This window comes from Mucilaginibacter puniceus, assembly GCF_054783175.1.
The window spans coordinates 116,474-141,336 of the sequence record NZ_BAAGRB010000005.1 but is presented as its reverse complement, the minus strand read 5'-3'; the positions used below and the strand labels follow the sequence as shown (position 1 = coordinate 141,336).

At 42.5% G+C, this 24,863-nt stretch carries 21 protein-coding genes; 8 read left to right on the top strand and 13 right to left on the bottom strand.

Annotated features, from left to right (window positions below; translation table 11 throughout):
- Positions 1-28 precede the first annotated feature (28 nt).
- The 7 genes from ACYVJ6_RS15380 to ACYVJ6_RS15350 all read right to left on the bottom strand — a co-directional run bounded on the left by ACYVJ6_RS15380 (position 29) and on the right by ACYVJ6_RS15350 (position 8,158).
- Positions 29-1,006 carry a DUF6515 family protein gene (locus ACYVJ6_RS15380; RefSeq protein WP_460694980.1) on the bottom strand — a complete coding sequence of 326 codons (978 nt, stop codon included), beginning with the start codon at positions 1,004-1,006 and terminating at the stop codon, positions 29-31.
- A 111-nt stretch (positions 1,007-1,117) separates the two neighbouring features.
- Positions 1,118-1,687 (bottom strand): thiamine diphosphokinase, encoded by a 570-nt coding sequence (locus tag ACYVJ6_RS15375; protein ID WP_460694979.1) that lies wholly within the window; start codon positions 1,685-1,687, stop codon positions 1,118-1,120.
- On the bottom strand, positions 1,687-2,151 hold the full coding sequence (locus tag ACYVJ6_RS15370) for a GNAT family N-acetyltransferase (RefSeq protein WP_460694978.1): 465 nt from the start codon (positions 2,149-2,151) through the stop codon (positions 1,687-1,689). Before ACYVJ6_RS15370 ends, ACYVJ6_RS15375 begins: the two co-directional genes overlap by 1 nt.
- 4 nt (positions 2,152-2,155) lie before the next feature.
- The gene (pafA, locus tag ACYVJ6_RS15365; RefSeq protein ID WP_460694977.1) at positions 2,156-3,826 is read right to left on the bottom strand and encodes an alkaline phosphatase PafA; all 1,671 of its coding nucleotides are present in this window, start codon (positions 3,824-3,826) and stop codon (positions 2,156-2,158) included.
- 81 nt (positions 3,827-3,907) lie between these two features.
- Positions 3,908-4,996: an acyl-CoA dehydrogenase family protein gene (locus tag ACYVJ6_RS15360; protein ID WP_460694976.1), complete on the bottom strand. Its 1,089-nt coding sequence runs from the start codon at positions 4,994-4,996 to the stop codon at positions 3,908-3,910.
- A 5-nt stretch (positions 4,997-5,001) separates the two neighbouring features.
- Positions 5,002-5,619 carry a nicotinamide riboside transporter PnuC gene (gene pnuC / locus ACYVJ6_RS15355; RefSeq protein ID WP_460694975.1) on the bottom strand — a complete coding sequence of 206 codons (618 nt, stop codon included), beginning with the start codon at positions 5,617-5,619 and terminating at the stop codon, positions 5,002-5,004.
- A 145-nt stretch (positions 5,620-5,764) separates the two neighbouring features.
- A complete protein-coding gene (locus ACYVJ6_RS15350; protein WP_460694974.1) occupies positions 5,765-8,158 on the bottom strand; it encodes a TonB-dependent receptor in 2,394 nt (797 codons plus the stop codon).
- Positions 8,159-8,612: 454 nt separating this feature from the next.
- On the opposite strand from ACYVJ6_RS15350, the gene aspS reads away from it, so the two are divergent.
- The 3 genes from aspS to ACYVJ6_RS15335 all read left to right on the top strand — a co-directional run bounded on the left by aspS (position 8,613) and on the right by ACYVJ6_RS15335 (position 11,280).
- Complete coding sequence (gene aspS, locus ACYVJ6_RS15345; protein ID WP_460694973.1) at positions 8,613-10,358, top strand: aspartate--tRNA ligase; 1,746 nt, start codon at positions 8,613-8,615, stop codon at positions 10,356-10,358.
- Positions 10,359-10,454: 96 nt separating this feature from the next.
- Positions 10,455-10,943, top strand: a complete 489-nt coding sequence (locus ACYVJ6_RS15340) for an FKBP-type peptidyl-prolyl cis-trans isomerase (RefSeq protein ID WP_460694972.1) — start codon at positions 10,455-10,457, stop codon at positions 10,941-10,943.
- 7 nt (positions 10,944-10,950) lie between these two features.
- Positions 10,951-11,280 (top strand): low molecular weight protein tyrosine phosphatase family protein, encoded by a 330-nt coding sequence (locus tag ACYVJ6_RS15335; RefSeq protein ID WP_460694971.1) that lies wholly within the window; start codon positions 10,951-10,953, stop codon positions 11,278-11,280.
- Here the strand turns inward: ACYVJ6_RS15335 and ACYVJ6_RS15330 are convergent.
- From ACYVJ6_RS15330 to mutY, 3 genes are all read right to left on the bottom strand, one after another.
- A complete protein-coding gene (locus tag ACYVJ6_RS15330) occupies positions 11,277-12,809 on the bottom strand; it encodes a serine hydrolase (protein WP_460694970.1) in 1,533 nt (510 codons plus the stop codon). The genes ACYVJ6_RS15335 and ACYVJ6_RS15330 overlap by 4 nt on opposite strands.
- Before the next feature lie 110 nt (positions 12,810-12,919).
- Positions 12,920-13,315, bottom strand: coding sequence for a single-stranded DNA-binding protein (locus ACYVJ6_RS15325; RefSeq protein ID WP_460694969.1), 396 nt, complete (start codon positions 13,313-13,315; stop codon positions 12,920-12,922).
- A 27-nt stretch (positions 13,316-13,342) separates the two neighbouring features.
- A complete protein-coding gene (mutY, locus tag ACYVJ6_RS15320; protein ID WP_460694968.1) occupies positions 13,343-14,386 on the bottom strand; it encodes an A/G-specific adenine glycosylase in 1,044 nt (347 codons plus the stop codon).
- A 165-nt stretch (positions 14,387-14,551) separates the two neighbouring features.
- Between mutY and ACYVJ6_RS15315 the strand changes: the two genes are divergently transcribed.
- From ACYVJ6_RS15315 to ACYVJ6_RS15305, 3 genes are all read left to right on the top strand, one after another.
- Entirely contained in the window at positions 14,552-14,851 is a 300-nt protein-coding gene (locus ACYVJ6_RS15315; protein ID WP_460694967.1) for an HU family DNA-binding protein, read from the top strand.
- Between the two features lie 3 nt (positions 14,852-14,854).
- Positions 14,855-15,706 (top strand): tetratricopeptide repeat protein, encoded by an 852-nt coding sequence (locus ACYVJ6_RS15310; RefSeq protein ID WP_460694966.1) that lies wholly within the window; start codon positions 14,855-14,857, stop codon positions 15,704-15,706.
- 221 nt (positions 15,707-15,927) lie between these two features.
- On the top strand, positions 15,928-17,478 hold the full coding sequence (locus ACYVJ6_RS15305; RefSeq protein WP_460694965.1) for an Rne/Rng family ribonuclease: 1,551 nt from the start codon (positions 15,928-15,930) through the stop codon (positions 17,476-17,478).
- A gap of 81 nt (positions 17,479-17,559) precedes the next feature.
- Here the strand turns inward: ACYVJ6_RS15305 and ACYVJ6_RS15300 are convergent, their stop codons facing one another.
- Positions 17,560-18,075, bottom strand: coding sequence for a helix-hairpin-helix domain-containing protein (locus tag ACYVJ6_RS15300; RefSeq protein WP_460694964.1), 516 nt, complete (start codon positions 18,073-18,075; stop codon positions 17,560-17,562).
- Between the two features lie 123 nt (positions 18,076-18,198).
- Between ACYVJ6_RS15300 and radA the strand changes: the two genes are divergently transcribed.
- A complete protein-coding gene (radA, locus tag ACYVJ6_RS15295) occupies positions 18,199-19,683 on the top strand; it encodes a DNA repair protein RadA (protein ID WP_460694963.1) in 1,485 nt (494 codons plus the stop codon).
- 120 nt (positions 19,684-19,803) lie between these two features.
- Here the strand turns inward: radA and ACYVJ6_RS15290 are convergent, their stop codons facing one another.
- On the bottom strand, positions 19,804-21,192 hold the full coding sequence (locus tag ACYVJ6_RS15290; RefSeq protein WP_460694962.1) for an NHL domain-containing protein: 1,389 nt from the start codon (positions 21,190-21,192) through the stop codon (positions 19,804-19,806).
- Positions 21,193-21,422: 230 nt separating this feature from the next.
- Here ACYVJ6_RS15290 and ACYVJ6_RS15285 point away from each other — a divergent pair, with 230 nt between their 5' ends.
- Positions 21,423-21,881, top strand: coding sequence for a DUF4920 domain-containing protein (locus tag ACYVJ6_RS15285; RefSeq protein WP_460694961.1), 459 nt, complete (start codon positions 21,423-21,425; stop codon positions 21,879-21,881).
- Positions 21,882-21,932: 51 nt separating this feature from the next.
- Here the strand turns inward: ACYVJ6_RS15285 and carB are convergent, their stop codons facing one another.
- The gene (carB, locus tag ACYVJ6_RS15280) at positions 21,933-24,749 is read right to left on the bottom strand and encodes a carbamoyl-phosphate synthase large subunit (RefSeq protein ID WP_460694960.1); all 2,817 of its coding nucleotides are present in this window, start codon (positions 24,747-24,749) and stop codon (positions 21,933-21,935) included.
- Between the last annotated feature and the right edge of the window lie 114 nt (positions 24,750-24,863).

The following is a 24,863-nucleotide window of genomic DNA, read 5'->3' as shown; positions in this document are numbered from 1 at the left end:
CCACCCTCTCAAAACTACAAAATATGAATTAACGGTTAGGTTCGTCCTCTGGTGTACCTACAACTTTATAGGTACGGTTATTATCATTATCAAATGTTTCCTGGTAATAATAGCCATCTGCAGACAGTAAATATTTCTGTCCGGCTACATTTACTCTTTTGCTGTCAGATGGAATAGATCTAACCATATCGCCCATTTTTGGAGGCGTTATATTTGATGCGGGTGCAGGGTAACGGCTTATTGCCGGTGCCCCGCCTTGTATTTGATTTTGGTTATAAGCTTCTGCGCCGCCATTGTCGGTATCTAAAACACCATCTTTGCCTGCTACCTGGTAAACTACCGATCCATCATCTTTAGTAACGGGTTCGTAGTAAACACCGTTCAATTCATAATACTGTGCTCCGTTGATCACAATAGATTGTGCATTGTCAGGCAGGTCTTTGATTGCTGCGCCCAAAGGGGGCTCAACAACAGTGTATTGATTGTTATTAAACTGGTAAAATAAACCGGCACTATAAAAGTATTGATTTGGACCCCACCAAAACGGATAATATCCGTAAGGTAAAAACCCAACACTATAGCCTAAATAAGGCATGTAATAGCTGTTATAATAACCATGATAGTTATAGTAACCATTATACGGTCTGCCGGTTACACGGTTAGTGCCTGTTGGTAATCCCGGGTAACTACGATAAGACGGGCGCCCTGCTGCAACTCCGTTTGCAGTAGTACCATTTGCAGATGTTCCACCACGTGGGGCTACCGCCTGACCACGCTGCGGACCGATATTGCCAACCGATGGCCGGCCCACTCCAATACTGGCACCGCCGCCTACACCTCTGCCCATGCTGCCCCCGCCGCCAATACTTCCACCGCCACCACCGCCGATGACTCCACCGCCCACTGAGCCCCTTACTCCACGTTGCGCATCAGCAGGTGTGATAAAAAGCACGCTCAATACCGCGCTAAAAGCAATACCGAGTAATTTTATATATGATCTTTTCATGATGTATGATAAACGTTGATCTGTTTTATAATATTGTTAGACAAAAAAAAAGCGAAAGGTTTAACGCTAATTTAAAAAAATTAACACAAAAAGCAGGCCGATATATGGGGCTTAAAGAGCCTCTGCCACAACAATAAAAGGATCATCAAACTGCAGGGTAAAAAAGCCGTCTTGTTGGGTTTTGAACTCCGTGTCTGACAGCTTGTCAAGCCCGGTAAATTGCAAGTGGGTTGGGGCAGATAATAATTCAATAGTTTCTCCGGCGGGTTTCCATTTACTGTAGCCGGACGTTACCGGGTAAATCTTTTGGTTGTTGTAAAAAACAACCAGGTTTATTTTGTCGATAAAGGGTAAATAATCGATCAAATTCAATTCATCAGTAACCACATTTACTGCAGGATAATTATTTGCGGTTAAATGTTTTAATGCAGATGATATCAGCGGCTCGTTTTTTACCTGTAAAAGCTGCACGTCCGATTGGATATCGCCCTCCATGTTATTGGTAATTATCCAATCTACTTTAATACCATAAGCATTTAGTTTTTCGGCTATAGTTTCGGTAACCATTAAGGTTGGGCTCCATTCCAATAGCTGACCCAGCAATTCATCATCAAAATTATCCAGCCCCAATACTAAAAGTGCAGGTTCCTGTTTTTCGCGGATGATGTGGTGAGATGACATTATAATTCCTTTTTCATTATAGCAATATCCTTACCTTTTAACGCAACTCTTTCTAATTCTTCCCAGCCCAATCTTTTATATAAACTTTCGGCGGTATGTGTAAAAAGATAAAGATTGTCTGTTCCTAATTCTTTCGCAATCCCTTGTATCTCTTCGCAAAGCAGTGCGCCATAACCTTTACCCCTATACTCAGGAAGGGTGTAAACTAAGGCTAGCCATGGCTGAAACTCTTTTAGCCGGGGTATAGCATCTAATAGCCCAACGTGGTGATAAACACCCCCGGTTGCAATTGGCAAACCATCCAACGTCATTAATAATTGAAATGGCATTCCATCGCTCGGAAACCCTGTGAGGCGCTCAATGGTTACGGCTTTATCAATATGCCATTCATCAAAATACCAATCGGCAATAAGGCTGATGAGTTCGGTGTCGGCGGGCGTTATTCTTTTATAAGCAATATTCATTAATCTACTTTAATGCCTCGCCTACGGGTTTGCCGATAGTGCCATTTGGTGCTTGTATATGTAATAAAGCGGCAATGGTTGGTGCAATATCGGTCATATGTGTTTCGCGGGTGGTTGAGCCATGCTTAATGCCCCAACCCATTAGTACAAAAGGGATGTGTGCATCATAAGGGTTCCAGGTGCCGTGCGATGTGCCTGTCGGCGTTTTTCCCGCCGCTGGTGTACGACCGCTAAACCAGCCCGGTTTTAATATGATCTGTATGGCTCCGCTGCGCTCGGCATTATAACCGTTTATGATACGCTCGCGCAAGTCATTCGGAATATTGGCAGTTTGCGCTTTTTGCATATCCACCACAAAGGCTATCGCCGGTTGTTGTTGCAGGTATTGTATGCAATCGTTTTTTATAGCGGCTTCATCCAGCCCCAATTGTTTGATAACCGGGTTGTTTAATTGAACCTGGTAGTTGGTAAAGCTTAATACCAACCGTTGTCCTTTATATTTTTCCAGTAGTTGCGCGTTAAGCCCCCTTAATGCCAAGGCATCATCCCAGGTGCCTGCCGGGATATTATGGTCCGTTAAAAACGCGGTATTGTGCGCCGCGCCATGATCTGCAGTTAAAAATACGGTATATTGGCTCTTGCCTATGTTGGTGTCCAGAAAAGTAAAAAAATCAGCCAGGTCCTTATCCAGTCGCAAATACATGTCTTCAATTTCGACTGCATTAATACCAAACTGGTGGCCCACATAATCAGTCGACGAAAGGCTTAAAGCTAAAAAATCCGTTGTGCCGCTTTTGCCTAACTGCTCGGCATTTATAGCCGCTTTTGCAAAATCAATGGATAAGGTATTACCGTATGGCGTTGTGCGTATTAACCCAAGGTTATTGTTGTATATGGCGGATGTTTTAACAGGGAAAGTAGCGGCTTCTGCACTCCTAAACAGCCCCTCATATTTGCTATTATCAGCAGTGCTTTGGCTATATGTATTTATAGGATATAGCGTGTTCCAATCTTGTTTTAAATATTTTTCGGGGAGCTTTTTAGCATTAAAGTCATTTACCCATATGGGCAGGGCGTTCATATAATAAGTGCTGGTTATCCACCCACCCGTTTTATCATCAAACCAATAGGCCGAATTAGCAGTATGCCCTGCGGGTAAAATTGCACCCCTGTCCTTTAAAGCAATACCAATTACTTTCGATTTAAAATTGGTAGCCAAACGCAATTCATCCGTAACGGTAGAGGTTAACATATTACGCGGCGACATTTCGCCCGCATCAGAGGTACTACCAACGGTTTTTGCCAAACTATCATCTGTACAGTACATTGATTTTCCGGTAGCTTGTATTATAAAGTCGTTGCCTGCAATGCCGTGTATAGCCGGGGAGGTGCCGGTATAAATAGTAGTGTGCCCGGCAGCGGTAACGGTGGGTATATAATCAACTACGGTGTTTTCGGCGGTAAAGCCCTCATTTAGCAGGCGTTTAAAACCACCGGAGCCATAACGGCTGTAAAAACGGTATAAGTAATCCCAGCGCATTTGGTCAACCACCAGGCCCACTACCAGTTTTGGGCGGGGCAGATCGGTATTTGGAGCAGCTGGTTTTTTATTTTGTGCCGATACAGAAACAGCGCATCCCGCAAGCACAATAAACAAAAGGTTTTTGATTTTCATCACCATTGATTTTTAAGGCAAATATCATTAAAGCAATAAAAAAACAATATGATATTTACGTTAACAAGATACTAACTCCTGTTAACTTTCAAAAACTAAAAGACTGTGCTGGCTGGCGGTATGCAAGTCGCGCCAAACCCGGTTGATCTCGGTATCAGGAGAGGCGGCCTGTAACCCGCAATAAGGGTATAAAGCATCTACATGGTTACGTGCGGCTTTTGCCAATTGCCTGCTTGTAGCGCTTACCAGTTGCAGCGTTGTTGGGTTTACTACATCCCATGAACTATCAATGGCTTCATAAAAAGCGTTACGTACATCCTGCAGGTTTACTTTAATGCTTCGTAGCTTTTTAGCTACGACATTTTGTTGTTGGATAGTAAATTTTTTAAGTGCTTTTCTCTGTTCGATTGCAACCTCGGCCAGGTCAATAAAATGAATAGCCATACCCGCCAGGTTAGCAGCCAAAGTGGCTTCTGCCAATTGCAGAAAAGGGTATTGATATAATGGGCTATCAATGGTGGTATGGTTTGGATCGATTTGAAAACAGCGATTTTTATTAACGTTCAGTTTTTCAATTTTAAACGAATGGCTACCCGTAGCTACCATACCTATATATTTCCAGGTAGCTAATAATTGTACATCTTTTTTATCGATAACAAACGGACGGATAACCGGGCTGCCATCTTCATTTAAAAATACTTCACCATCTTTTTTAAGGATACAATTGGCGGTAAAGTGCGTGGCATGGTGTGCGCCGCTGGCGTAGTTCCATTCGCCGTTGATGATATAGCCGTTATCTGTAATAACAGCCTCGCCGGTTTGCGCGCCGCTACCCGCCAGGCAAGTTTTTTCATCATTAAATAACGACGGTGCAATTCCTGTATCTATAAAGCCCGAAAACCAGCCCGCGCCACAGCATAAAGTAAACACCCAGCCGAAACTGCCATCGCACCAGCTTAAGGCTTCCTGTAATCTTACTAAGTCAGGCAAGGAAAGGTCAAGGCCCCCATATTCAACCGGCATTAAGGCTTTGAACCATTTTTGCTGATAGATCAGCTCCAATTGCTGCGGATGAAGCATACCTATCTCTTCCGCTTCTTTGGCGCTGCCGCGGATGGTGTGTTGCCAATCTGCTTCGATAAAGGTTGATGGGTGTGCCAAATTTGCCATTACTATTAATTTAAAGCAGGTTTATTTTCCTTATGATAGATGGACCGCCATTCAAAATACCCCCATATAGCTATCACAAATAAAAACAGGGTTAATAGGCCAAATAATGGCAGGTTTTTATGAAACAATAATGGAATAGCAAACAAATTGCTGATGTTTAATAAAACCCAGTTCTCAATTTTGCGCCGCGCCAATAACCACATGCCCGCCCATGCGGTTGATGATACAAACGAATCCCAAACCGGTACGGTTGAATCGGTAAAATGTTTAAGCACCAAATACAATACCAGCCATCCCACAAAAACAATCAACCCAACAATTGCCCATTCTTTTTTGGTGGTCCAGGTAATTTTAACGGTTGATGCGCCGCGTTTGGTTAACCAGAATATCCAACCATAAACGCTCATCACTACATAATAAACATTTAATAACGACTCGGCATATAACCCTGCCGTCAGCAAAACATAAATACCAATTAAGGTGCCTGCTATTCCGGTAGGATACAGCCAAACACTATTTACCCGCGCCAGCAATACTTCGGCAACCGCTAATGAAACAGCAAGCCACTCCAAAAGGGTGGTTTGCTGTAATTGCTCCGTTAATAATTGTATCCAGTGTTGCATTGTTTAAATGGTAATGTCATTTCGAAACGTAGTGAGAAATCTATACATATACTCGGATGATTAGCGAGTGTATAGATTTTTTCACTTCGTTCAAGAGAAAGTTCTCCTCGTTCCTCGTCAAAATGACAAGGATTATTAAGTACAATTAAAACCTCACGTTAAGCGATGCCAAAAAGTTAATTGGCGCCTGCGGAAAGAAGTAGTTATAATTTACCACTTTGCCGCCTTCAATATCCGGGTAGGTTGCCCCGTCCGACTGATATTTTTGACTGAAGATATTATTAACCAATAAGCCCAATTGTACATTTTTAACGCCGTTAAACTTAAAGTTATAAGCCAGGCGCACATCGTTTACAAAGTATCCGGCTAACGAGCGGCTTTGGGTTGATGTATTATCCAAATACTGCCTGCTTACATATTTGCTGATAAAGGCTATCTCTGCATTTTTTAACACTTTATAATTAAGTGTGCTGCCACCAATAAACGAGGGCGAGTAAGCAATATTTGTTGAGGTATACTGGAACAGGTCGTTTGTGTTGGTACCGTAGTTATACAAATACTGTTTAAAATTTTTCACTTTGTTGGTGCTAAGCGTGGCGTTTGCCAGCCAGGTAAGCGACTTAAAAATTTCTAAACGCGTACTCAACTCAATACCTGCACGGTAGCTATCATCAATATTGGTGCGGATAGCCGCCCCAACATCATTTAATGATCCGGTTAGCACCAGTTGGTTTTTGTACAGCATATAATAGCCGTTAATATTAAAGCCAAACCTTTGCGAACTATAATGATAACCGGCTTCAAAATCTTTCAGGTTTTCTGATTTTGGTCGGCTGGCGGGCGATGAGTTGGTAAAATCATTACGGTTGGGCTCGTGGTTACCCACCGCCAACGATGCGTAAACGCTGCTATTGCCAAAGCTATAGGTTGCACCTACTTTAGGGTTAAAAAAGTCAAGCAAGGCTTGTTGTTGAACATTATTCAAATTACGGTCGAAACCTAAAAATGAATAATCAATATGGCGGTATTGCATATCGCCGTAAACCAACAGGTCGCCTAAATTCAACTCGGCACGGCCGAAGATGTTAAAGTCGGTTTTCTTAGCAAAGTTGCGCGAGTATTCGTAGCCCGGCGGCACGTTGGTGCTTTGTTGTGTCCATACAATTTTATCATAGTGGTCGCCCTTATATTCATTATAAGCGCCGCCTAAAATAAATTTGAATTGCTGGGTAGGTTTATAGGTAAAATTATAGGTAGCACCATAAAAATGGTTGCTTAACCATAGCTGGCGCACCAGGTCGCTGTTGGTAATGGCGGTTCCGCCAATCACTACCGGTGTTAGGCCATAACCGCCTACCAGGTCAGCATCGTTTTTGTACTCTTCGTAATAACCATAACCACGGGTATAATGCAACGCTCCGTTAAAAGTAAGTTTGCTGCTTAAAGTATGGTCATACAATAACTGGTAATGGTTTTGGGTGTAATTATCAGTTTGGTTGTCATAAAAACCACCTGTTTTAGCTATGTAACCCACTTCGTTATAACGGAGGTCGCCGGCTAAAAATTTATCTTCGGATAAGCCGTTCCATGCCTGGTAGGTTTTTTCATGGCCCGAAAATACGTTCAACCTTAACGAATTATTTTTGCCATAGTAAGCACCACTTAAAAAGTATGACCTCAAATTAGAGGATGCCCTATCAATATAACCATCAGACACCGTACGTGATAAACGGCCATCAAAACTAAACTTGCCGCCCAATAAACCGGTACCAATATTCACCGTGTTTTTAAATGTTCCGTATGATCCGGCAGAGTTATTCAACTCTGCATAAGCGGTATCCTGCCGTGTGCTGGTTTGTATATTAATACTTGCGCCAAAAGCTCCCGCACCATTGGTGGATGTACCTACACCACGTTGTACCTGTATGTTGTTAACAGAGGATGCAAGGTCTGGTAAATTCACAGAATATGAACCTTGCGATTCGGCATCATTGATTGGTATCCCGTTAACAGTTAAGTTTATCCTTGTACCATCCGAGCCACGTATCCTTATCCCGGTATAACCAACACCCGCGCCAGCATTTGAACTTACCACCGCCGATGGTGTTTGCTCCAGTAAATACTCAAAGCCACGGCCCGAGTTGTTTTTGGCGATATCTGCTTTGTTCAAATTGGTAAAGGTAACCGGGGTTTTGGCAGATGCGGATATGCCGGTTATGTTAACCTCATCGGTTACCTGGTTGCTGCCGGTCAAAGAAAAATTAGCGGTAATGTTGCCATTAATGGTTAACTTTTTTTGCTCAGGTTGATAACCGATATAGGCTACTTGGAATACATAATTGCCGGATTGCAGGTTTTCAATTTTGTACCCGCCGCTTGCGTCGGCAACAACGCTGGTTGATTGATTTTGAATGGTGATGGTTGCGCCGGGCAGTGCTTCGCCGGTTTGCTGGTCGGTAATTTTACCGGATACAGAGAATTGGGCCGATGCCAGGACAGGCAGCAGCAAGGCAAATAATGCCGTGAATAAATTTTTCAATGTGTGTAAATAAAAATTGTTAAACCATCTGCACACCAGGGTATAATGCGCAGTACACTTAACTTGTTACCTCTCCCTACGCCGGCATTACCCGGATCAGGTGCATGTTTTAGTCATTAAGTCAGTGTGTCATTAGGTCATTGGAAGCTCGATTAGAACTTACAACCTACAACTCAAAACTTACAACTCAAACAATGGGTTTGATCTCAGCCTGTCTTTCAGTTTGGTAAAAATAGCTGCAGCGTATTTTATCGTTCCAAAGCAAGGCACCCCTTGAGAATTATAGGGCAAAGGTATTCTTTATTTCGGATTTCGGATGTCGAATTTCGAATTTATGCTTGTTTGCAGGCATAATGAGCTGGATTATTTGGTACTTATCCAAAAAATCCGAAATCGAAAATCCGAAATCCGAAATCAAAAAGCTACTTTTGCAAACTTTATAAAAATCGTTACTATGCTAAGAACACATACTTGCGGCGAATTAAATATTAACCATTTAGGCCAAACGGTAACTTTATGTGGATGGGTGCAAAAATCGCGCGACCTGGGCGGAACAACATTTATTGATGTTCGTGACCGTTACGGATTAACCCAGCTGGTATTAAATACGGACACTGATGCTACACTGCGTGAAACCAGCCGTGAGTTGGGCCGTGAATTTGTTATAAAAGTAACCGGAACGGTTGTTGAACGATCTAATAAAAACACCAAAATACCCACAGGCGAGATCGAGATAACCGTTCAGGATATTGGATTGCTTAACGCGGCCAAAATTCCTCCGTTTTTAATCGAGGATGATACCGATGGTGGCGAGGAGCTGCGTGCTAAATATCGTTACCTGGATCTGCGCCGTGCACCCATACGCAATAACCTGGTTTTGCGCCATAAAATGGCACAGGAAATACGCAAGTATTTGGATGGATTGGATTTTATAGAGGTAGAAACCCCGGTATTAATTAAATCGACACCTGAAGGTGCCCGCGACTTTGTGGTACCAAGCCGGATGAACCCGGGCGAGTTTTATGCCTTACCGCAATCGCCGCAAACCTTTAAGCAGTTATTGATGGTGAGCGGGTTCGACCGTTATTTCCAAATAGTAAAATGTTTCAGGGACGAAGACTTGCGCGCCGACAGGCAGCCGGAATTTACCCAGATAGATTGCGAATTATCATTTATCACCCAGGAAGATATCCTGAATATTTTTGAAGGACTGACCCGCCACCTGTTTAATACGGTTAAAGGTTTAGAACTGGGCGATTTCCCGCGCATGCAATATGCCGACGCGATGAGATTATATGGCTCTGATAAACCGGATATCCGTTTCGGGATGGAGTTTGTGGAGCTGAATGATGTGGTTAAGGGCAAAGGTTTTGGCATTTTTGATAATGCCGAACTGGTGGTGGGTATCAATGCTAAAGGCTGTGCCGATTATACCCGTAAACAAATAGACGAGTTGACCGAATGGTTAAAACGCCCGCAAATTGGCGTAACCGGCATGATCTATTGCCGTTATAATACCGATGGGAACTTAAAATCATCGGTGGATAAATTTTACAGCGAAGACGAATTAACTAACTGGGCCGCTGCTTTTGAAGCCGAAAGGGGCGACTTAATGCTGGTATTGGCCGGTCCTGCCGATAAAGTACGCAAGCAATTAAACGAGTTGCGTTTAGAAATGGGTACGCGCTTAGGCTTGCGCGATAAAAATACATTTGCGCCACTATGGGTGTTGGATTTCCCGCTGTTGGAGTGGGACGAAGAAACCGAGCGTTACCACGCTATGCACCACCCGTTTACCTCGCCAAAACCTGAGGATATCGCTTTGTTAGATACCAACCCGGGCGATGTACGTGCCAATGCTTATGACCTGGTTATTAACGGAACAGAAATAGGCGGCGGATCTATACGTATCCACGACCGCGCTTTACAGGCGTTAATGTTTAAGCATCTGGGCTTTACACAGGAAGAGGCGCAAAAGCAATTTGGCTTTTTAATGGATGCTTTTGAATACGGCGCGCCCCCACATGGTGGGTTGGCATTTGGGTTTGACCGCTTGTGCGCTATTTTTGCAGGATTAGATTCTATTCGCGATGTAATAGCGTTCCCTAAAAACAATTCGGGCCGCGATGTGATGATCGATTCGCCATCGACTATTGCAGATGCACAGTTAAATGAGTTAAAAATTAAAACAGCGCTATAATAGTTTGCCATTGGGCAGTTAAAATTTGTACTTTGGCTATCTGTTTATTAAAACATAATTTTTGATTGAAAAATCAGTTATAAAGAAAAAACTTACATGAAAAAATACCTTTTACTATTAAGTGTTGTTATTCTGGGACTGTCGGCTTGTAAAAAAGTCGACTTTGCTGCCGAGCAGGCAGCTATTGATGAGGCCAAAATACAGGCATATATAGCAGCTAATCCTGATATTGCAGGAGGGATGACAAAAGATGCATCAGGTATTTATTACAAAATATTAAAAACCGGTGCAGGGCCCCTTCCAACAACTACTTCAACCGTGAGAGTGGCTTATACCGGCAAATTGCTTAATGGCACTACCTTTGATTCTTCTTCAGGTTATACTTCCGAGATTTCCGCCTTTGTTCCGGGATTTCAAAGCGGCGTGTTAAAGGTCAATGGCCCTTCTGCTGCGGGTGCAAATGATGGGGGTAAAATATTTATGATCATACCGTCCGCACTTGGTTATGGAGCCACCGAATCGGGTAGTATACCGGCTAACGCTGTACTAACCTTTACGGTTGATTTGATAGGGGTAGGTATTTAATACGAATTTGTCTAACTTACTTTTTGTTTGCAGTAAAAACCAATGGCGTAGCCCAACGGCCGAATTGCTGTTTAAAAATCACCCTGTCCATAACGCAAGATCAGCCGGCACATCGGAGAAGGCACGCATTAAACTAAATCAAAAATTAATTGCCTGGGCTGATATTATTTACGTGATGGAACGTAAACACAAGGAATTGTTATTATTGCGTTTTCCTGGCAGCATGAACAATAAAAAGGTCGAAGTATTAAATATTCCGGACAAATACCAGTTTGGTGATGCGGCACTTATACAGTTATTAAAACAAGCGTTACCTGAATACTTTAATAAGGATTAATCTATCTTCTTAAAATCGTAAGCATCGGTTTCTACCACATCACTAACCTTTATCCTAACGCCTGTTATTCGTCCGTTTTGAAACGTGAAAGGAACAACAGCTTTCCCATATATCGGTTCAGAATATGTCGCGTAAAACCGGTTACCTCCTAACGATTGTAATTTTACATACATTTTGGGATGATGCTCAAAGCGAATTTCAAGCGTATTGCTCTCGCCACGGGCAATCGTCAAATTTCCATAAATTTCATTAGTATATCGCCCGGTGTAGTTTGCCAGGGCTTGTGCCGGGGGCAAATTTAGGAATGCCGAATCGCGTAACTGGTGCTTAGCCTGCTGTTCTTTGGCATCATTAGCCTTATATTTATCTAAATAGTCGTCGCTATAGTTGCGGTAAGGTAATTTAAAGTAAGCATCCAAAAGCTGCCAGCGCAACGCTTCAGATATTTCGTTCTGGTCGGTATTGGTTAATATTACGATTCCTAAACGCTCCTGCGGCACCAGGGTTACGGATGACCGATACCCATTTACGCCGCCATTATGGGTAACTAAATGCCTGCCCGCGTAATCCTGCAAGAACCAGCCCAATCCGTATAGTTCATAGTCCGGCTCACCATTAGGTTGTTTTATGCTGCCAATAATAGCCTGTGGCGCTTGGGTGGTTTTTATAGCCGCCTCGGGTATGATTTGCCTGGCACCAACTTTACCATTGTTTAATAAAGCCATAACCCATTTGCTCATGTCATTTATGGTCGAGCTTATACTCATGGCTGCAGCCATATTATCCAATTGCGGATAAGGAATAGGTGTTAACCGGCCCTCAACAATAGTATGCGGAACGGTACGGTTTAACGATAAAGGAAGGTCCCTGCTCAGCGCCACCGTATTGGTCATGCCAAGCGGCGCAAAAAAAGTTTCTCGTAAATAAGCATCCCATGATTTACCGGTTACTTTGGGTATGATCTCGCCCGCTACCATATATGCCGAATTGGTATACCCCCATTTGGTACGGAAAGGATAGGCAGCTTTAACGCGCCCCATTTTTTCTATAATTTGCTGGCGCGACAGGTCAGTATTGTAAAAGGTAAAGTCTCCCTGTAAGCTTTTAAACCCAATGTGGTGCGATAGCAGGTCGCTAATCACCGCCTGCTCGCCCGCTACTTTATTTTCTAATTTAAACTCCGGAATATATTTGACCACCTTATCGTCCAGAGAAAGTTTTTTATTGGCTTCAAGAGCAGCCAGTGCCGTACTTGTAAATGCCATGGTATTACCACCTATCATAAACAAGGTGTTTTCATCTACCCTTTCGGGCAGGCCAAGCTCTTTGGTGCCATAGCCTTTCATCAACACCACATTGCCATCTTTTACAATACAAACAGCAATACCGGGAACACGCCATTGTGTTAACGCACGGCTAACATAAATATCCAGGCTGTCTCTAATAAACAAACTTCTGTCGGCCCCTTGTGCAAGGGCCTGCGTTACCAATAGAATACAGCCGGCAAAAAGTGCTAATGTTTTTTTCATAGTACAACAGATACGGTAAAGTACTATATAAATAAACAAAATTTTGGCGCTTTGTTTAATAAAAAAGCCTGTCAATTATCCGACAGGCTTTAGCATCGTTTAAAACCAGGTTAATATGAAAGCGGATCCGTGCTTTCAGAAACATCCGTTTCTTTGGGCGTTTCAGTCTCAAAATCGGTTTTTCTGCCCAGCATGGTAAAGTTTTCGGCAACAATTTCAGTAGTGTATTTTTTTATGCCTTCTTTGTCTTCGAATGAACGGGTGCGTAGTTTGCCTTCGATGTAAACTAATTTCCCTTTTTTTAAATATTTGGCGGCTACATCGGCCAGGCTGCGCCAAAGTACTATGTTATGCCATTCTGTTTGTTCAACCTTACGACCATCTTTGTTAAATGTTTCTGTGGTTGCCAGCGGAAAGCTTGCTACAGACACACCACCTTCAAGGTAGCGCACTTCGGGGTCTTTTCCCAGGTGCCCTACCAGTATTACCTTATTAATTCCAGACATATTTAGATAAACGGGTAGATTTTATTTCTAATTTAAAAATTTATCTAAAAATATAAAAATTACTTTAGGTAATGCTAATTTTTTTAAATTAATTACTTCTATGAAAATCCACTGCGGCTTTAACTTAACTGCTGGTTGTGCTAATTTTATGAACCGTACATGCAGGTGCTGATGGGTAAGTATATGCTTTTTAGGAGAGACGGTATTAATAATAGTAGGATTTGCGCCAAAATATTCCATGGTTTCGGGTAAGGACATTAGCTCATCAATGCCTACGGCAGAAGATGTTTCAATTAATGGCAGATCATACATATTGGCCCAGATATCGCTGTCGCCTCTTTTGTTCATCAATATGGTGTCGCCATCGGTAATTAAAAAATAGTTTAAAAAGCGTTCTTTTATTTTAACCGTTTTTAATTTAACAGGAAGTGTGGTTGTGGCGTTATTAATAAAGGCAAAGCACCCGGTACGCACAGGGCAAATTCCGCATGCGGGATTTTTAGGTTTACATAGCATCGCGCCAAACTCCATCATGGCCTGGTTATGTAATGCCGGGTATTGTTTATTTAATAACTCATCCGCGATGGCCTGGAATTTTTTTTTGCCTATAGTGCTGTTTATAGCATCGTCAATACCAAAATAACGCGCTAAAACCCGGTATACATTACCATCGACCACGGCCTTTGCTTCATTTGCCGAAAATGACGAGATAGCGGCAGCGGTATATTCACCAATGCCCTTTAGCTTGATCAGTTCATCATACCGTTGCGGGAATTTACCATTGTGATGCTCTTGTATGTATTGGGCGGTTTTTAACATATTGCGCCCCCGCGAATAATAACCCAGGCCCTGCCATAGCTTTAGTATATCATCTTCATGCGCGGCGGCAAGGCTGGATACGTCTGGGTATTTTTCCATAAACCGGATGAAATAAGGTAAGCCCTGCTCAACCCTGGTTTGCTGTAAAATAATTTCAGACAGCCAAATTAAATAGGCGTTTTTGGTGTTGCGCCACGGTAGATCACGCTTGTTGTTTTGGTACCATTTTACAAGTTCATCGGCAAAGTTCATCGTCCACAAAATAAGAGATATATAACCAAAAACCGCCTTGTTTTATTAGGCATTTGTAAACAAACAAAAAAAACACACTAATTATTTCACTCTTTGCGAATAAAGCAATACTTTTGCAACCCCAAAACAGTTAAGTAATTATATATAAATAAAAGAAAATAGAACATGACTAAGGCAGAAATTATTAACGAAATTTCAACTAAAACAGGTATCGAGAAAGTTAGTGTACAGGAAACTGTTGAGGCGTTTTTTAAAGTAGTTAGAAACTCAATGGTTGAGGGTGAAAACGTATACGTAAGAGGTTTCGGAAGTTTCGTGGTAAAAAAGAGAGCTAAAAAAACAGCACGTAATATTTCAAAAAATACGGCTATAATAATACCAGAGCATTTTGTACCAAGCTTTAAACCGGCTAAAACTTTTGTTGAAAAGGTTAGAACAGGTAACAAAACTAAAGCAAGCAAATAAGTAATGAACAGAAAACAAATAGTTGTTATTGTAGCGGTAGTTGCCGTTATGGGCTATTTGTATTCATTACCCGTTAAAGGTTTAGTAAAACCCAAGACCGAAACAGCCAATAGCGGTGTTGCCGGCGAGGACGAAGGTGTGCATCCTGCTACAAATGTAACAGTAGCAACCGTGTCTGAAGCGGCAAAAGAAGCGATAGGCCCGGGCCTATCGGTTAAAATTAATAACCTGGAAGCAGAGTTAACCAAAGCCGAAGGAAAAGATAAGTTATCGCTTCAGAAGCAACTGGCAGTGAGTTGGGACGACGTAAATCAACCGGCGCCGGCAGCATATTATTACCAGGCCGTTGCCCAAAGTGATAATAAACTGCAAAACTGGTTAAATGCGGGTAACCGTTTTAACGAGGCTTATAAGCTTACGCAAGATACATTGGCACAGCCGGTATTTACACTAAACGCGGTAGAAGCATTTGAAAATGCTTTAAAACTTAAACCTAACAGCCTTGAGGCTAAAACCGGTTTGGGTACAGCTTATGTAAATGGTGGAGCAACCCCAATGCAAGGTATAGCCTTGTTGCTGGAGGTAGTTAAGCAGGATCCGGATAATATTGATGCAAACCTTAATTTGGGTATGTTTTCAATGAAATCAGGGCAGTTTGAGAAGGCGTTGGACAGGTTTAATACAGTACTTAAACAAAAGCCTGACTTTGAAACTTATTTTTACCTGGCCGAAAGCTATAAGCAATTGGGACGTAAAAACGAGGCTATAGCGGCCTACCAAAAATGCAAAGAATTAATGCCTGACCCTGTTTTTGGTCAGCGCATTGATCAGTATATTAAGGAATTAAAAAATTAACACATTTAAAAATTATTATTATGCCAAGCGGTAAAAAACGTAAAAGACACAAAATGGCTACCCATAAACGCAAAAAGCGTTTAAGAAAAAACAGGCATAAAAAGAAATAATAGGCAATAGCCTTTTATTTTCTTTTGCTTATAGCATTAGTAAATGCTATAATTTGTTTTTTTACCCTATTGTTTAATAAACGGGCAACCGTTTAAGAAATGGAGTAGCAGTTGATAAAAGAATTAATTATCGATTCATCCCCGAACGGGGCTACTATTGCATTATTACAGGACAAACAACTTGTAGAGCTTCATAAAGAGCAAATCAGCAACAATTATACGGTTGGTGATATTTACCTGGGACGCATCAAAAAGATCATGCCGGGTTTAAATGCTGCTTTTGTTGATGTTGGTTATGAGAAGGATGCATTTTTGCATTACCTGGATCTTGGTCCGCAGGTGCAAAGCCTGTTAAAGCTAACCAAGCAAGTGCGTAGTGGAGGGTATCAGTCAAAGCTGTTAGATAACTTTAAACTGGAAGAAGATATTAGTAAAGGAGGCAAGATCTCTGAAATACTAAATAAGAACCAGCTTATACCCGTACAAATAGCCAAGGAGCCAATTTCTACAAAAGGCCCCCGCTTAAGTTCGGACATGTCAATAGCAGGCCGGTACGTGGTATTAGTACCATTTTCTGAAGTTGTTTCTATCTCGAAAAAGATAAAAAGCAACACGGAGCGGAATCGCTTGCGCAAAATTGTAGAGAGCATTAAGCCTAAACACTTCGGCGTTATCATTCGTACCGTGTCTGAAGGCAAGGGCGTTGAAGAAATGCAAAAGGACCTTCTTGACTTAATATCAAGATGGGAATCATTCGTTACCCGCCTGCCGGCTGTTGAGCCCGGTAAAAAGGTATTAGGCGAAATTGGCCGTACGTCAACTATTCTGCGCGATATATTAAACCCCGATTTTCAGCATATTTATTTGAACGATAATTCTTTGTATGAAGAAGTACGTTCATATGTGCATGAAATATCGCCCGACTTGGAAAGCATCGTTAAGCTGCATAAACACAAGGAGCCCATTTTTGAGCACCATGGGGTTGATAAGCAAATTAAAGGCGCGTTTGGTAAAACGGTTAACTTAGCCGGTGGTGCCTATTTGGTAATTGAACATACCGAGGCCCTGCACGTTATTGACGTTAACAGCGGTAACCGCACAGCCAATAAGGAGAACCAGGAAGAAAATGCCTACCAGGTAAACCGTGAAGCGGCTAAAGAAATTGCCCGCCAACTTCGCCTGCGCGATATGGGTGGTATTGTGGTGGTTGATTTTATTGACATGCACAAGGCGACCAATAGAAAAGATTTGTTTGATTACCTGAAAGCCGAAATGGCGCACGACCGTGCAAAACATACTATTTTGCCGCCAAGTAAATTTGGACTGGTACAAATAACCCGCCAGCGCGTACGCCCCGAAATGAATATTGTTACTACCGAGCTTTGCCCTGCTTGCGGCGGCACCGGTACCATACGCCCAACTATTTTATTGCTGGATGATATTGAAAACAATTTCAACTACATACTAACCGAGCAAAACGAAAAGGGTATAACCCTTTGTGTGCACCCATACATAAAAGCATACATTACCAAGGGATTGATTACTCGCCAAATGAAATGGTATTTTAAATATAACCAGTGGATAAAGGTGAAAAGTAACCCGGCCTATCAAATTACCGAGTTTCATTTCTTCTCTTCAAAAGACGAAGAGATCAAGCTGTAGATTGTTTGATGTGCAGATATAAAAAATGTGCAGATGCTTAGCGTTTGCACATTTTTTATTTTAGCCCTATTGTCAAAAGTATTATGGTCTATCAACCGGATAACCATATTGAGCTCGATAAGCTTTCCGCTCTTCCGTAAAATCCCACCAATGCTTGTTGCTGTTAGGATGGTTGGCGTAATGTACTACCAGTCTAAACTGATCCTCAACACACGGGTCAACCCTGCTGCCGAGTTTCTTTTCGTACCTGTCTAATAATTCTGGTGCGGGTATATCTTTAAGTTCTGCCAGGCTGTAGTAGCCTAAAAATACCAGGTCATGTGCAAAGCGGATACCGATAGAGGGTATTTGCTGAAACTCAAATAATGCCTGCAACATTTTTGCGCGTTGCGATGAAGCATTCAAGGCGTGAATTATTTCGTCAATGGCGTAGTCCATCAGCGCTTTTTGAGTGATGCCTTTTTGTTTTAATAGCAGCTTCTCTTCGGAAGTTAATTCCAGATTTATTTTCTTTTTAGAAGGGTCTTTATAAACTGCGGTGTCATCCGACCTATATGCCTCAGGTATCCATTCTAAATGTAACCTATGATTATTCATACATCTAAGATATTAAATAAGCACAACAATACTAAATAAATTAGTAATTTTATTTGCCAATAACAAATTAATCCGCACATTTGCACATACGCATCCGATAGCTATCGGGACTAACATCAACAAATGGCCAAAACTAAGATCGCATATTTTTGCCAAAGCTGTGGCTTTGAATCGGCTAAATGGCTGGGCAAGTGCCCGTCATGCCAGCAATGGAATACCTTTGTTGAGGAGATATTGGAAAAACCCAATGCCTCTGTTCCGCAATGGAAGGTATCCGCAGGCACAACTATGCAGCGCGCCAACAAGCCGGTAGAGGTATCGGAAATTACTTTTAGCGAGGAGCATAGACTATTAACACCCGATAAGGAATTTAACCGGGTACTGGGCGGCGGTATTGTAGCCGGGTCATTAGTATTAATAGGCGGCGAGCCGGGCATCGGCAAATCAACCCTGATGTTGCAACTGGCGTTAAATATGCCTAACCTGAAAGTGTTGTACATATCAGGCGAGGAAAGCGACAGGCAGATCAAAATGCGGGCGGAGAGGCTCACGGATACGGGCGAGAATTCAAAATTCAAAAGTAAAAATTCAAAAATTTCGGAGACGGATAAATTCGAAATTGAAAATTCGAGATCCGAAATAAACAAAGGCTGCTACATCCTAACCGAAACTTCCACCCAAAACATCTTTAAGCAGATAGAAGAGCTGGAGCCGGATATTGTGGTGGTTGATTCGATACAAACGCTGCATTCGGCACATATTGAATCTACGCCGGGCAGTGTATCGCAGGTGCGGGAGTGTACGGCGGAGCTGTTGCGCTTTGCTAAAGAAAGCGCCACCCCGGTATTCCTTATCGGCCATATTACCAAAGATGGTATGATTGCGGGCCCTAAAATATTGGAACACATGGTTGATACCGTTTTGCAGTTTGAGGGCGACAGGCACCATGTTTACCGCATATTACGCACCATCAAGAACCGGTTTGGTTCGGCATCCGAGCTGGGTATTTATGAAATGCTGGGTGAGGGTTTGCGCGAAGTATCTAACCCGTCGGAAATATTATTGTCGCAACGCGATGAACCATTAAGCGGCATCACCATATCGGCCACTTTAGAGGGCATGAGGCCCATGCTTATTGAGACCCAGGCATTGGTCAGCACATCGGCTTATGGAACGCCCCAGCGTACCGCTACGGGCTTTGACACCAAAAGAATGAGCATGCTGTTGGCGGTGCTGGAAAAGCGCTGTGGTTTTAAGTTGGGCGCCAAGGATGTATTTTTAAATATTACGGGTGGTATACGCGTAGAAGATCCGGCTATTGACCTGGGATTGGCGGCTGCCATTATATCATCACACGAGGATATACCGATACCTTTTAAAACTTGCTTTGCGGGCGAAATAGGTTTATCAGGCGAGATACGTGCCGTAAACCGTATTGAGCAGCGTATTGCCGAAGCGCAAAAACTGGGCTTTGAGCAGATATTTATTTCTAAATACAACCTTCCATCATCCGCACAGGATAAAAAGCGCATGGACCTCTCGCGCTATAGCATCGAAATAAAGGTGGTTTCAAGAATAGAAGAGGTATTCCAGTTGCTATTTGGATAACGAGTTTACAACGAGGGTATAGTGTTCTTAGTGTATCCTTTGTGACCTTTGTGGTTAAATTAAACCACAGAGCACACAAAGAAGGCGCAAAGGATACACAGAGTATATTTAAAGTTCAGCTTATTGTACGGTTATCGCAATTTTGCGGATGGTGTTGTTGCCATAATCGGCCACATAAACATTGCCTTGCGCATCTTTTGCAATACCCTGCGGATTGTTAAAACGTGCCGCAGTGCCTGTGCCATTAACGTTGCCCGAGGTTAAAGCACCCGCTAATTTATATAATACACCAGCCACTGTAAGTTCAAATATGCGGCCACGTTGATCTGTAATAAACAAATTATCTTGCGCGTCAATAGTTAACGCTGTTGGTTGCCCGATAAGGTCAGGAAATAACGGATTTCCTGCCAGCGTAGTAACCGTAGCATCTGCAATATTAACAACACGAATAGCGTTATTATCACGATCGGCAACGTATAATTTAGTGCCGGCGGCATTTACAGCAACCGCTGTAGGTGTTTTAAATTTTGCATTTGCACCTGATGCATCAAACCAACCCGATCCCAATGTTCCGGGATAACCTGCTAAAGTAGAAACCACTCCTGCAGAGGTTGACTTACGTATCACGTTATTACTACGATCGGCTATATAAACATTTCCGGAAGCGTCAATAGCTACTGATACCGGGTTATTAAATTTGGCAACGGCAGCCTCGCCATCTACATATCCAGGAAAGGATATGCCTGTAAATGTGCTTACTACACCACCTGGTGTTATTTTACGAATAATACTATTTCCCATATCAGCTACATAGGTATTGCCCTGCGCATCAAAAGCGAAGCCCTTAGGGCCATAAAATAATGCGGAAGCAAGCGGGCCATTTGCAAAGCCCAATGTACCATTGGTTAGGGTAGCCACTGTACCCGATGTGGTCATGGTACGTATAGAGTTATTATAAGTATCGCTTATATATATATTACCTGTTGATGGATTAAAGCCCAATGCATCAGGACCGTCAAAAAGTGCGCTGGCTCCGGGACCATCTATTTTTCCGGTGGTAGCGCTGCCTGCAATGGTAGTAACGTTGGTGGTTATTATTGCGGCAGTGGCATTTGTTTTAAACGTTACTGCACCACCATAACCCGTCCCATTACCGCTTGTAGCATAAGCACGTACATAATAGGTTGTGTTGGCTGTTAAGCCGGTTAAATTACTGGTATATGCATCATAAGTTAAGGCATCAGAGGTTTTTGAGTCGGCAATAGTAGGGGTTTGATTGGTTGAGCTCCAGCATACCCCCAATGCCAAAATTGTACTACCATTATTGTTATAAACCACACCGCCGCTTTGAGCGGTAGTTTGGCCCACTTCGGAAACAATATTTGCTGTTACTACAACCGGTACAATGGGAGCAGGTGTTTCATTGACTTTTTTACAGCCGCTGCCTACAATAATAATTGTTAAGAATAGTACTATTAAAAAAACAGTACCCGATATAAATTTTTTCATGCGTGTAATTAATGACAGCACCGATACATCGAATGCGGATGCAAAGATAATGTTATTTGCTTGGTTAGCTTAAACTAAATAAAGCTACTTTATTATCAATATTTTTTAAATATATAAGTTCAAAAACACATTTATCACCCATTGGTATACTTAATGGGTCGATTTAACAAATATTAACATATAAAACCCACTTAAGCATTTATTGTTGTAAATATATAACATCATGGCAAATGAAAATATTAGCAGCTATAACGGCCATACTATTATCGGCAAATGTCTTTGCCCAAACACCATTGCCGCATGGGATGGTATATGGTGTAAAGCCGGATACTACCGCTATGCTGCCCGCCGGCAAAATAAAAGCCTTTATGGGTAAGCGCACGCGTATCAGCACAACTATTAAAGGAAAAGTGTTAAAGGTAACTCAGTCAAAAGGTGGATGGTTTACCATAGATGCAGGCAACGGGAAAGCAATTGAAGCGCATTTTAAAAACTATAAAATTAACCTGCCGGCGGATATGCAAGGCAGAACCGTTATTGTTGAAGGTGTTGCGGCAAAACAATTTGTTGCCAATGACAGACAGCACTATGCGGGCGATACCGCCATTAAAAAAAAGATGCAAAGGGTAAAAGCCAATCCCAAACAGCCGTTAGTCTTTGAAGTAAGGGGGCTAATGGTATACAAATAAAAAAGGCGAAAAGTAAAACACCTTTCGCCTTTTAGCTTTAACCTTTCGGCTTTACTTGCTTAAATACATGGATTTTTCTTTATACAAATGCCTGAAGTACGGATCCTCCAGGTTAGGTATAAAACGTATGGCCTCGCCGGTTGATTTCATTTCGGGGCCCAGTTGTTTTTCAACTTCAGGGAACTTATCGAAAGAGAAAACAGGTTCTTTTATGGCGTATCCTTTAAGCTTGCGCTCAATTTTAAAATCTTTTAGCTTAGCTACACCCAACATAATTTTAGCAGCTATATTAATATAAGGTACATCATAAGCCTTAGCAATGAACGGTACCGTACGTGACGCGCGCGGATTAGCTTCAATTACATAAACATTCTCGTCTTTAATAGCAAACTGTATATTTAATAGCCCACTTACATTTAACGCTTTTGCCAGTTTTACAGAATACTCTTCCATTTTGGCTATAACATTGGCTGACAGGTCAAACGGCGGCAATACGGCATACGAGTCTCCCGAGTGGATACCCGCAGGCTCAATATGCTCCATTAAACCCACAATATGTACATCTTCGCCATCGCAAATAGAGTCAGACTCGGCTTCTGCTGCACGATCAAGGAAATGGTCAATTAATACCCTGTTACCCGGCAGGTTTTTCAATAAGCCAACAACCGCTTTCTCCAGGTCCTCATCATTAATTACAATGCTCATGCCCTGGCCACCTAATACATAACTTGGGCGAACTAATACCGGGTAACCTACTTCGTGGGCAACCTCTAATGCTTCTTCGGCACTTTCGGCTACACCATATTTTGGATAAGGGATGCCAAGCTCTTTTAACAGGTCCGAGAAACGGCCCCTGTCTTCAGCAACGTCCATGTCATTAAATGAGGTGCCAATTATTTTGATGCCATGCTGATGCATTTTCTCGGCCATTTTCAACGCGGTTTGCCCACCCAGTTGAACTATTACCCCATAAGGTTTTTCAAGTTCGATGATCTCGCGTACATGCTCCCAAAAAACAGGCTCAAAATATAACTTATCAGCCATATTAAAGTCGGTTGAAACCGTTTCAGGATTGCAATTGATCATGATGGCCTCAAAGCCCGACTCTTTTGCGGCTAACAAACCATGTACACAGCTATAATCAAACTCAATGCCCTGGCCAATACGGTTAGGGCCAGAGCCTAATACTATTACCTTTTTCTTATCAGATGATATGGATTCGTTCTCGCCCTCATAAGTTGAATAGTAATAAGGCGTTTTAGCCGGGAACTCTGCAGCGCAGGTATCCACCATTTTATAGACTCGGTTAATACCTAACGCTTTGCGGCGCTGGTAAACATCCTCTTCGGTTACGTTGGTTAATACATAAGCTATTTGCGCGTCCGAGAATCCTTTTTGTTTTAAAGTGTAAAAGAACTCTTCAGGAATGTTGGTCAGGTTATATCGACGCAGCTCGATCTCCAGGTTAACAATATCCGCTATCTGGTTCAGGAACCAGCGGTCAATTTTAGTAGCCTTACGTACCGATTCAATAGGTACACCTAAACTTAAAGCATCATAAATATGGAACACCCTGTCCCAGCTGGGATGCTCAAGGCTGTGCATAATATCTTCCAGGTTACGGCTTTGTTTACCATCGGCACCTAAACCTGCGCGGCCTATCTCTAAGCTTTGACAAGCTTTTTGCAGCGCCTCAATAAAGCTGCGGCCTATGCCCATCACCTCGCCTACTGATTTCATTTGCAGGCCCAACTCGCGGTTGGCGCCTTTAAATTTATCAAAGTTCCAGCGTGGTATTTTTACGATCACGTAATCCAGCGTTGGCTCAAAATAAGCCGATGTGGTTTTGGTGATCTGATTTTCTATCTCATCTAAATTATAGCCTATTGCCAATTTAGCGGCAATTTTTGCAATTGGGTAACCTGTGGCTTTTGATGCCAATGCTGATGAACGCGATACACGTGGATTGATCTCGATAGCGATAATGGTATCATCGGCCGGGTTTACCGAGAACTGCACGTTACAGCCACCCGCAAAATTACCTATGGCACGCATCATTTTAATAGCCTGGTTACGCATTTCCTGGTAGCAGCGATCGCTAAGGGTCATGGCAGGGGCCACGGTTATCGAGTCGCCGGTATGGATGCCCATCGGGTCAAAATTTTCGATAGAGCAGATAATAATTACGTTGTCGTTATTATCTCGCAATAGCTCCAATTCGTATTCTTTCCAGCCTAAAACTGCCTGCTCTACCAATACCTCGTGGGTTGGAGATGCCTGCAGGCCACGACTTAAAGCCGCGTCAAAATCTTCTTTTTTATGTACAAACCCCGCGCCTTTACCACCCAGGGTATAGCTTGGGCGTATTACCAGCGGGAAACCAATTTCCTGTGCGGCTTCTTTCCCTTCTAAAAACGAGTTGGCAATTTTTGAAGTGGCTACACCCACACCTATATCCACCATTAACTGGCGAAAGGCTTCGCGGTTCTCGGTTTTTTCAATCGCCGCTAAATCAACGCCTATTATCCGGGTATTATATTTTTCCCATATACCACGTTCGGCGCAGGCAATACAAAGATTTAGCGCTGTTTGGCCGCCCATGGTAGGCAATACGGCATCAATTTGTTGTTCCTGTAAAACTTTTTCAATGCTTTCGGGCTCAAGCGGCAATAAGTAAATATGATCAGCAATAACGTTATCCGTCATAATAGTGGCGGGGTTGCTGTTGATAATAGTTACCGAAATACCTTCGTCTTTTAACGAAAGCGCGGCCTGCGAACCGGCATAATCAAATTCACAAGCCTGGCCAATAATAATTGGGCCCGAACCGATGATAAGAATGGATTTGATGGAAGTGTCTTTTGGCATAGTATTTTTTGGGTTATGGTTGATGGTACCGCCACCAACTATTAACTATATTCTATGCGCTGAAAGGTAAAAATCCCGGCTTCAGCGTCGGGATGCAAAGATAGAAAAATAAGG

Excerpts from the sequence above, each read along its gene's own strand:
- ACYVJ6_RS15300 (WP_460694964.1), bottom strand. The coding sequence starts at position 18,075 with ATGAATAATCATAGGTTACATTTAGAATGGATACCTGAGGCATATAGG.
- ACYVJ6_RS15290 (WP_460694962.1), bottom strand. The coding sequence starts at position 21,192 with ATGAAAAAATTTATATCGGGTACTGTTTTTTTAATAGTACTATTCTTA.
- mutY (WP_460694968.1), bottom strand. The coding sequence starts at position 14,386 with ATGAACTTTGCCGATGAACTTGTAAAATGGTACCAAAACAACAAGCGT.
- ACYVJ6_RS15360 (WP_460694976.1), bottom strand. The coding sequence starts at position 4,996 with ATGGCAAATTTGGCACACCCATCAACCTTTATCGAAGCAGATTGGCAA.
- ACYVJ6_RS15340 (WP_460694972.1), top strand. The coding sequence starts at position 10,455 with ATGAAAAAATACCTTTTACTATTAAGTGTTGTTATTCTGGGACTGTCG.
- pnuC (WP_460694975.1), bottom strand. The coding sequence starts at position 5,619 with ATGCAACACTGGATACAATTATTAACGGAGCAATTACAGCAAACCACC.
- ACYVJ6_RS15380 (WP_460694980.1), bottom strand. The coding sequence starts at position 1,006 with ATGAAAAGATCATATATAAAATTACTCGGTATTGCTTTTAGCGCGGTA.
- ACYVJ6_RS15310 (WP_460694966.1), top strand. The coding sequence starts at position 14,855 with ATGAACAGAAAACAAATAGTTGTTATTGTAGCGGTAGTTGCCGTTATG.
- ACYVJ6_RS15315 (WP_460694967.1), top strand. The coding sequence starts at position 14,552 with ATGACTAAGGCAGAAATTATTAACGAAATTTCAACTAAAACAGGTATC.
- pafA (WP_460694977.1), bottom strand. The coding sequence starts at position 3,826 with ATGAAAATCAAAAACCTTTTGTTTATTGTGCTTGCGGGATGCGCTGTT.
- aspS (WP_460694973.1), top strand. The coding sequence starts at position 8,613 with ATGCTAAGAACACATACTTGCGGCGAATTAAATATTAACCATTTAGGC.
- radA (WP_460694963.1), top strand. The coding sequence starts at position 18,199 with ATGGCCAAAACTAAGATCGCATATTTTTGCCAAAGCTGTGGCTTTGAA.
- ACYVJ6_RS15325 (WP_460694969.1), bottom strand. The coding sequence starts at position 13,315 with ATGTCTGGAATTAATAAGGTAATACTGGTAGGGCACCTGGGAAAAGAC.
- ACYVJ6_RS15330 (WP_460694970.1), bottom strand. The coding sequence starts at position 12,809 with ATGAAAAAAACATTAGCACTTTTTGCCGGCTGTATTCTATTGGTAACG.
- ACYVJ6_RS15285 (WP_460694961.1), top strand. The coding sequence starts at position 21,423 with ATGAAAATATTAGCAGCTATAACGGCCATACTATTATCGGCAAATGTC.
- carB (WP_460694960.1), bottom strand. The coding sequence starts at position 24,749 with ATGCCAAAAGACACTTCCATCAAATCCATTCTTATCATCGGTTCGGGC.
- ACYVJ6_RS15375 (WP_460694979.1), bottom strand. The coding sequence starts at position 1,687 with ATGTCATCTCACCACATCATCCGCGAAAAACAGGAACCTGCACTTTTA.
- ACYVJ6_RS15370 (WP_460694978.1), bottom strand. The coding sequence starts at position 2,151 with ATGAATATTGCTTATAAAAGAATAACGCCCGCCGACACCGAACTCATC.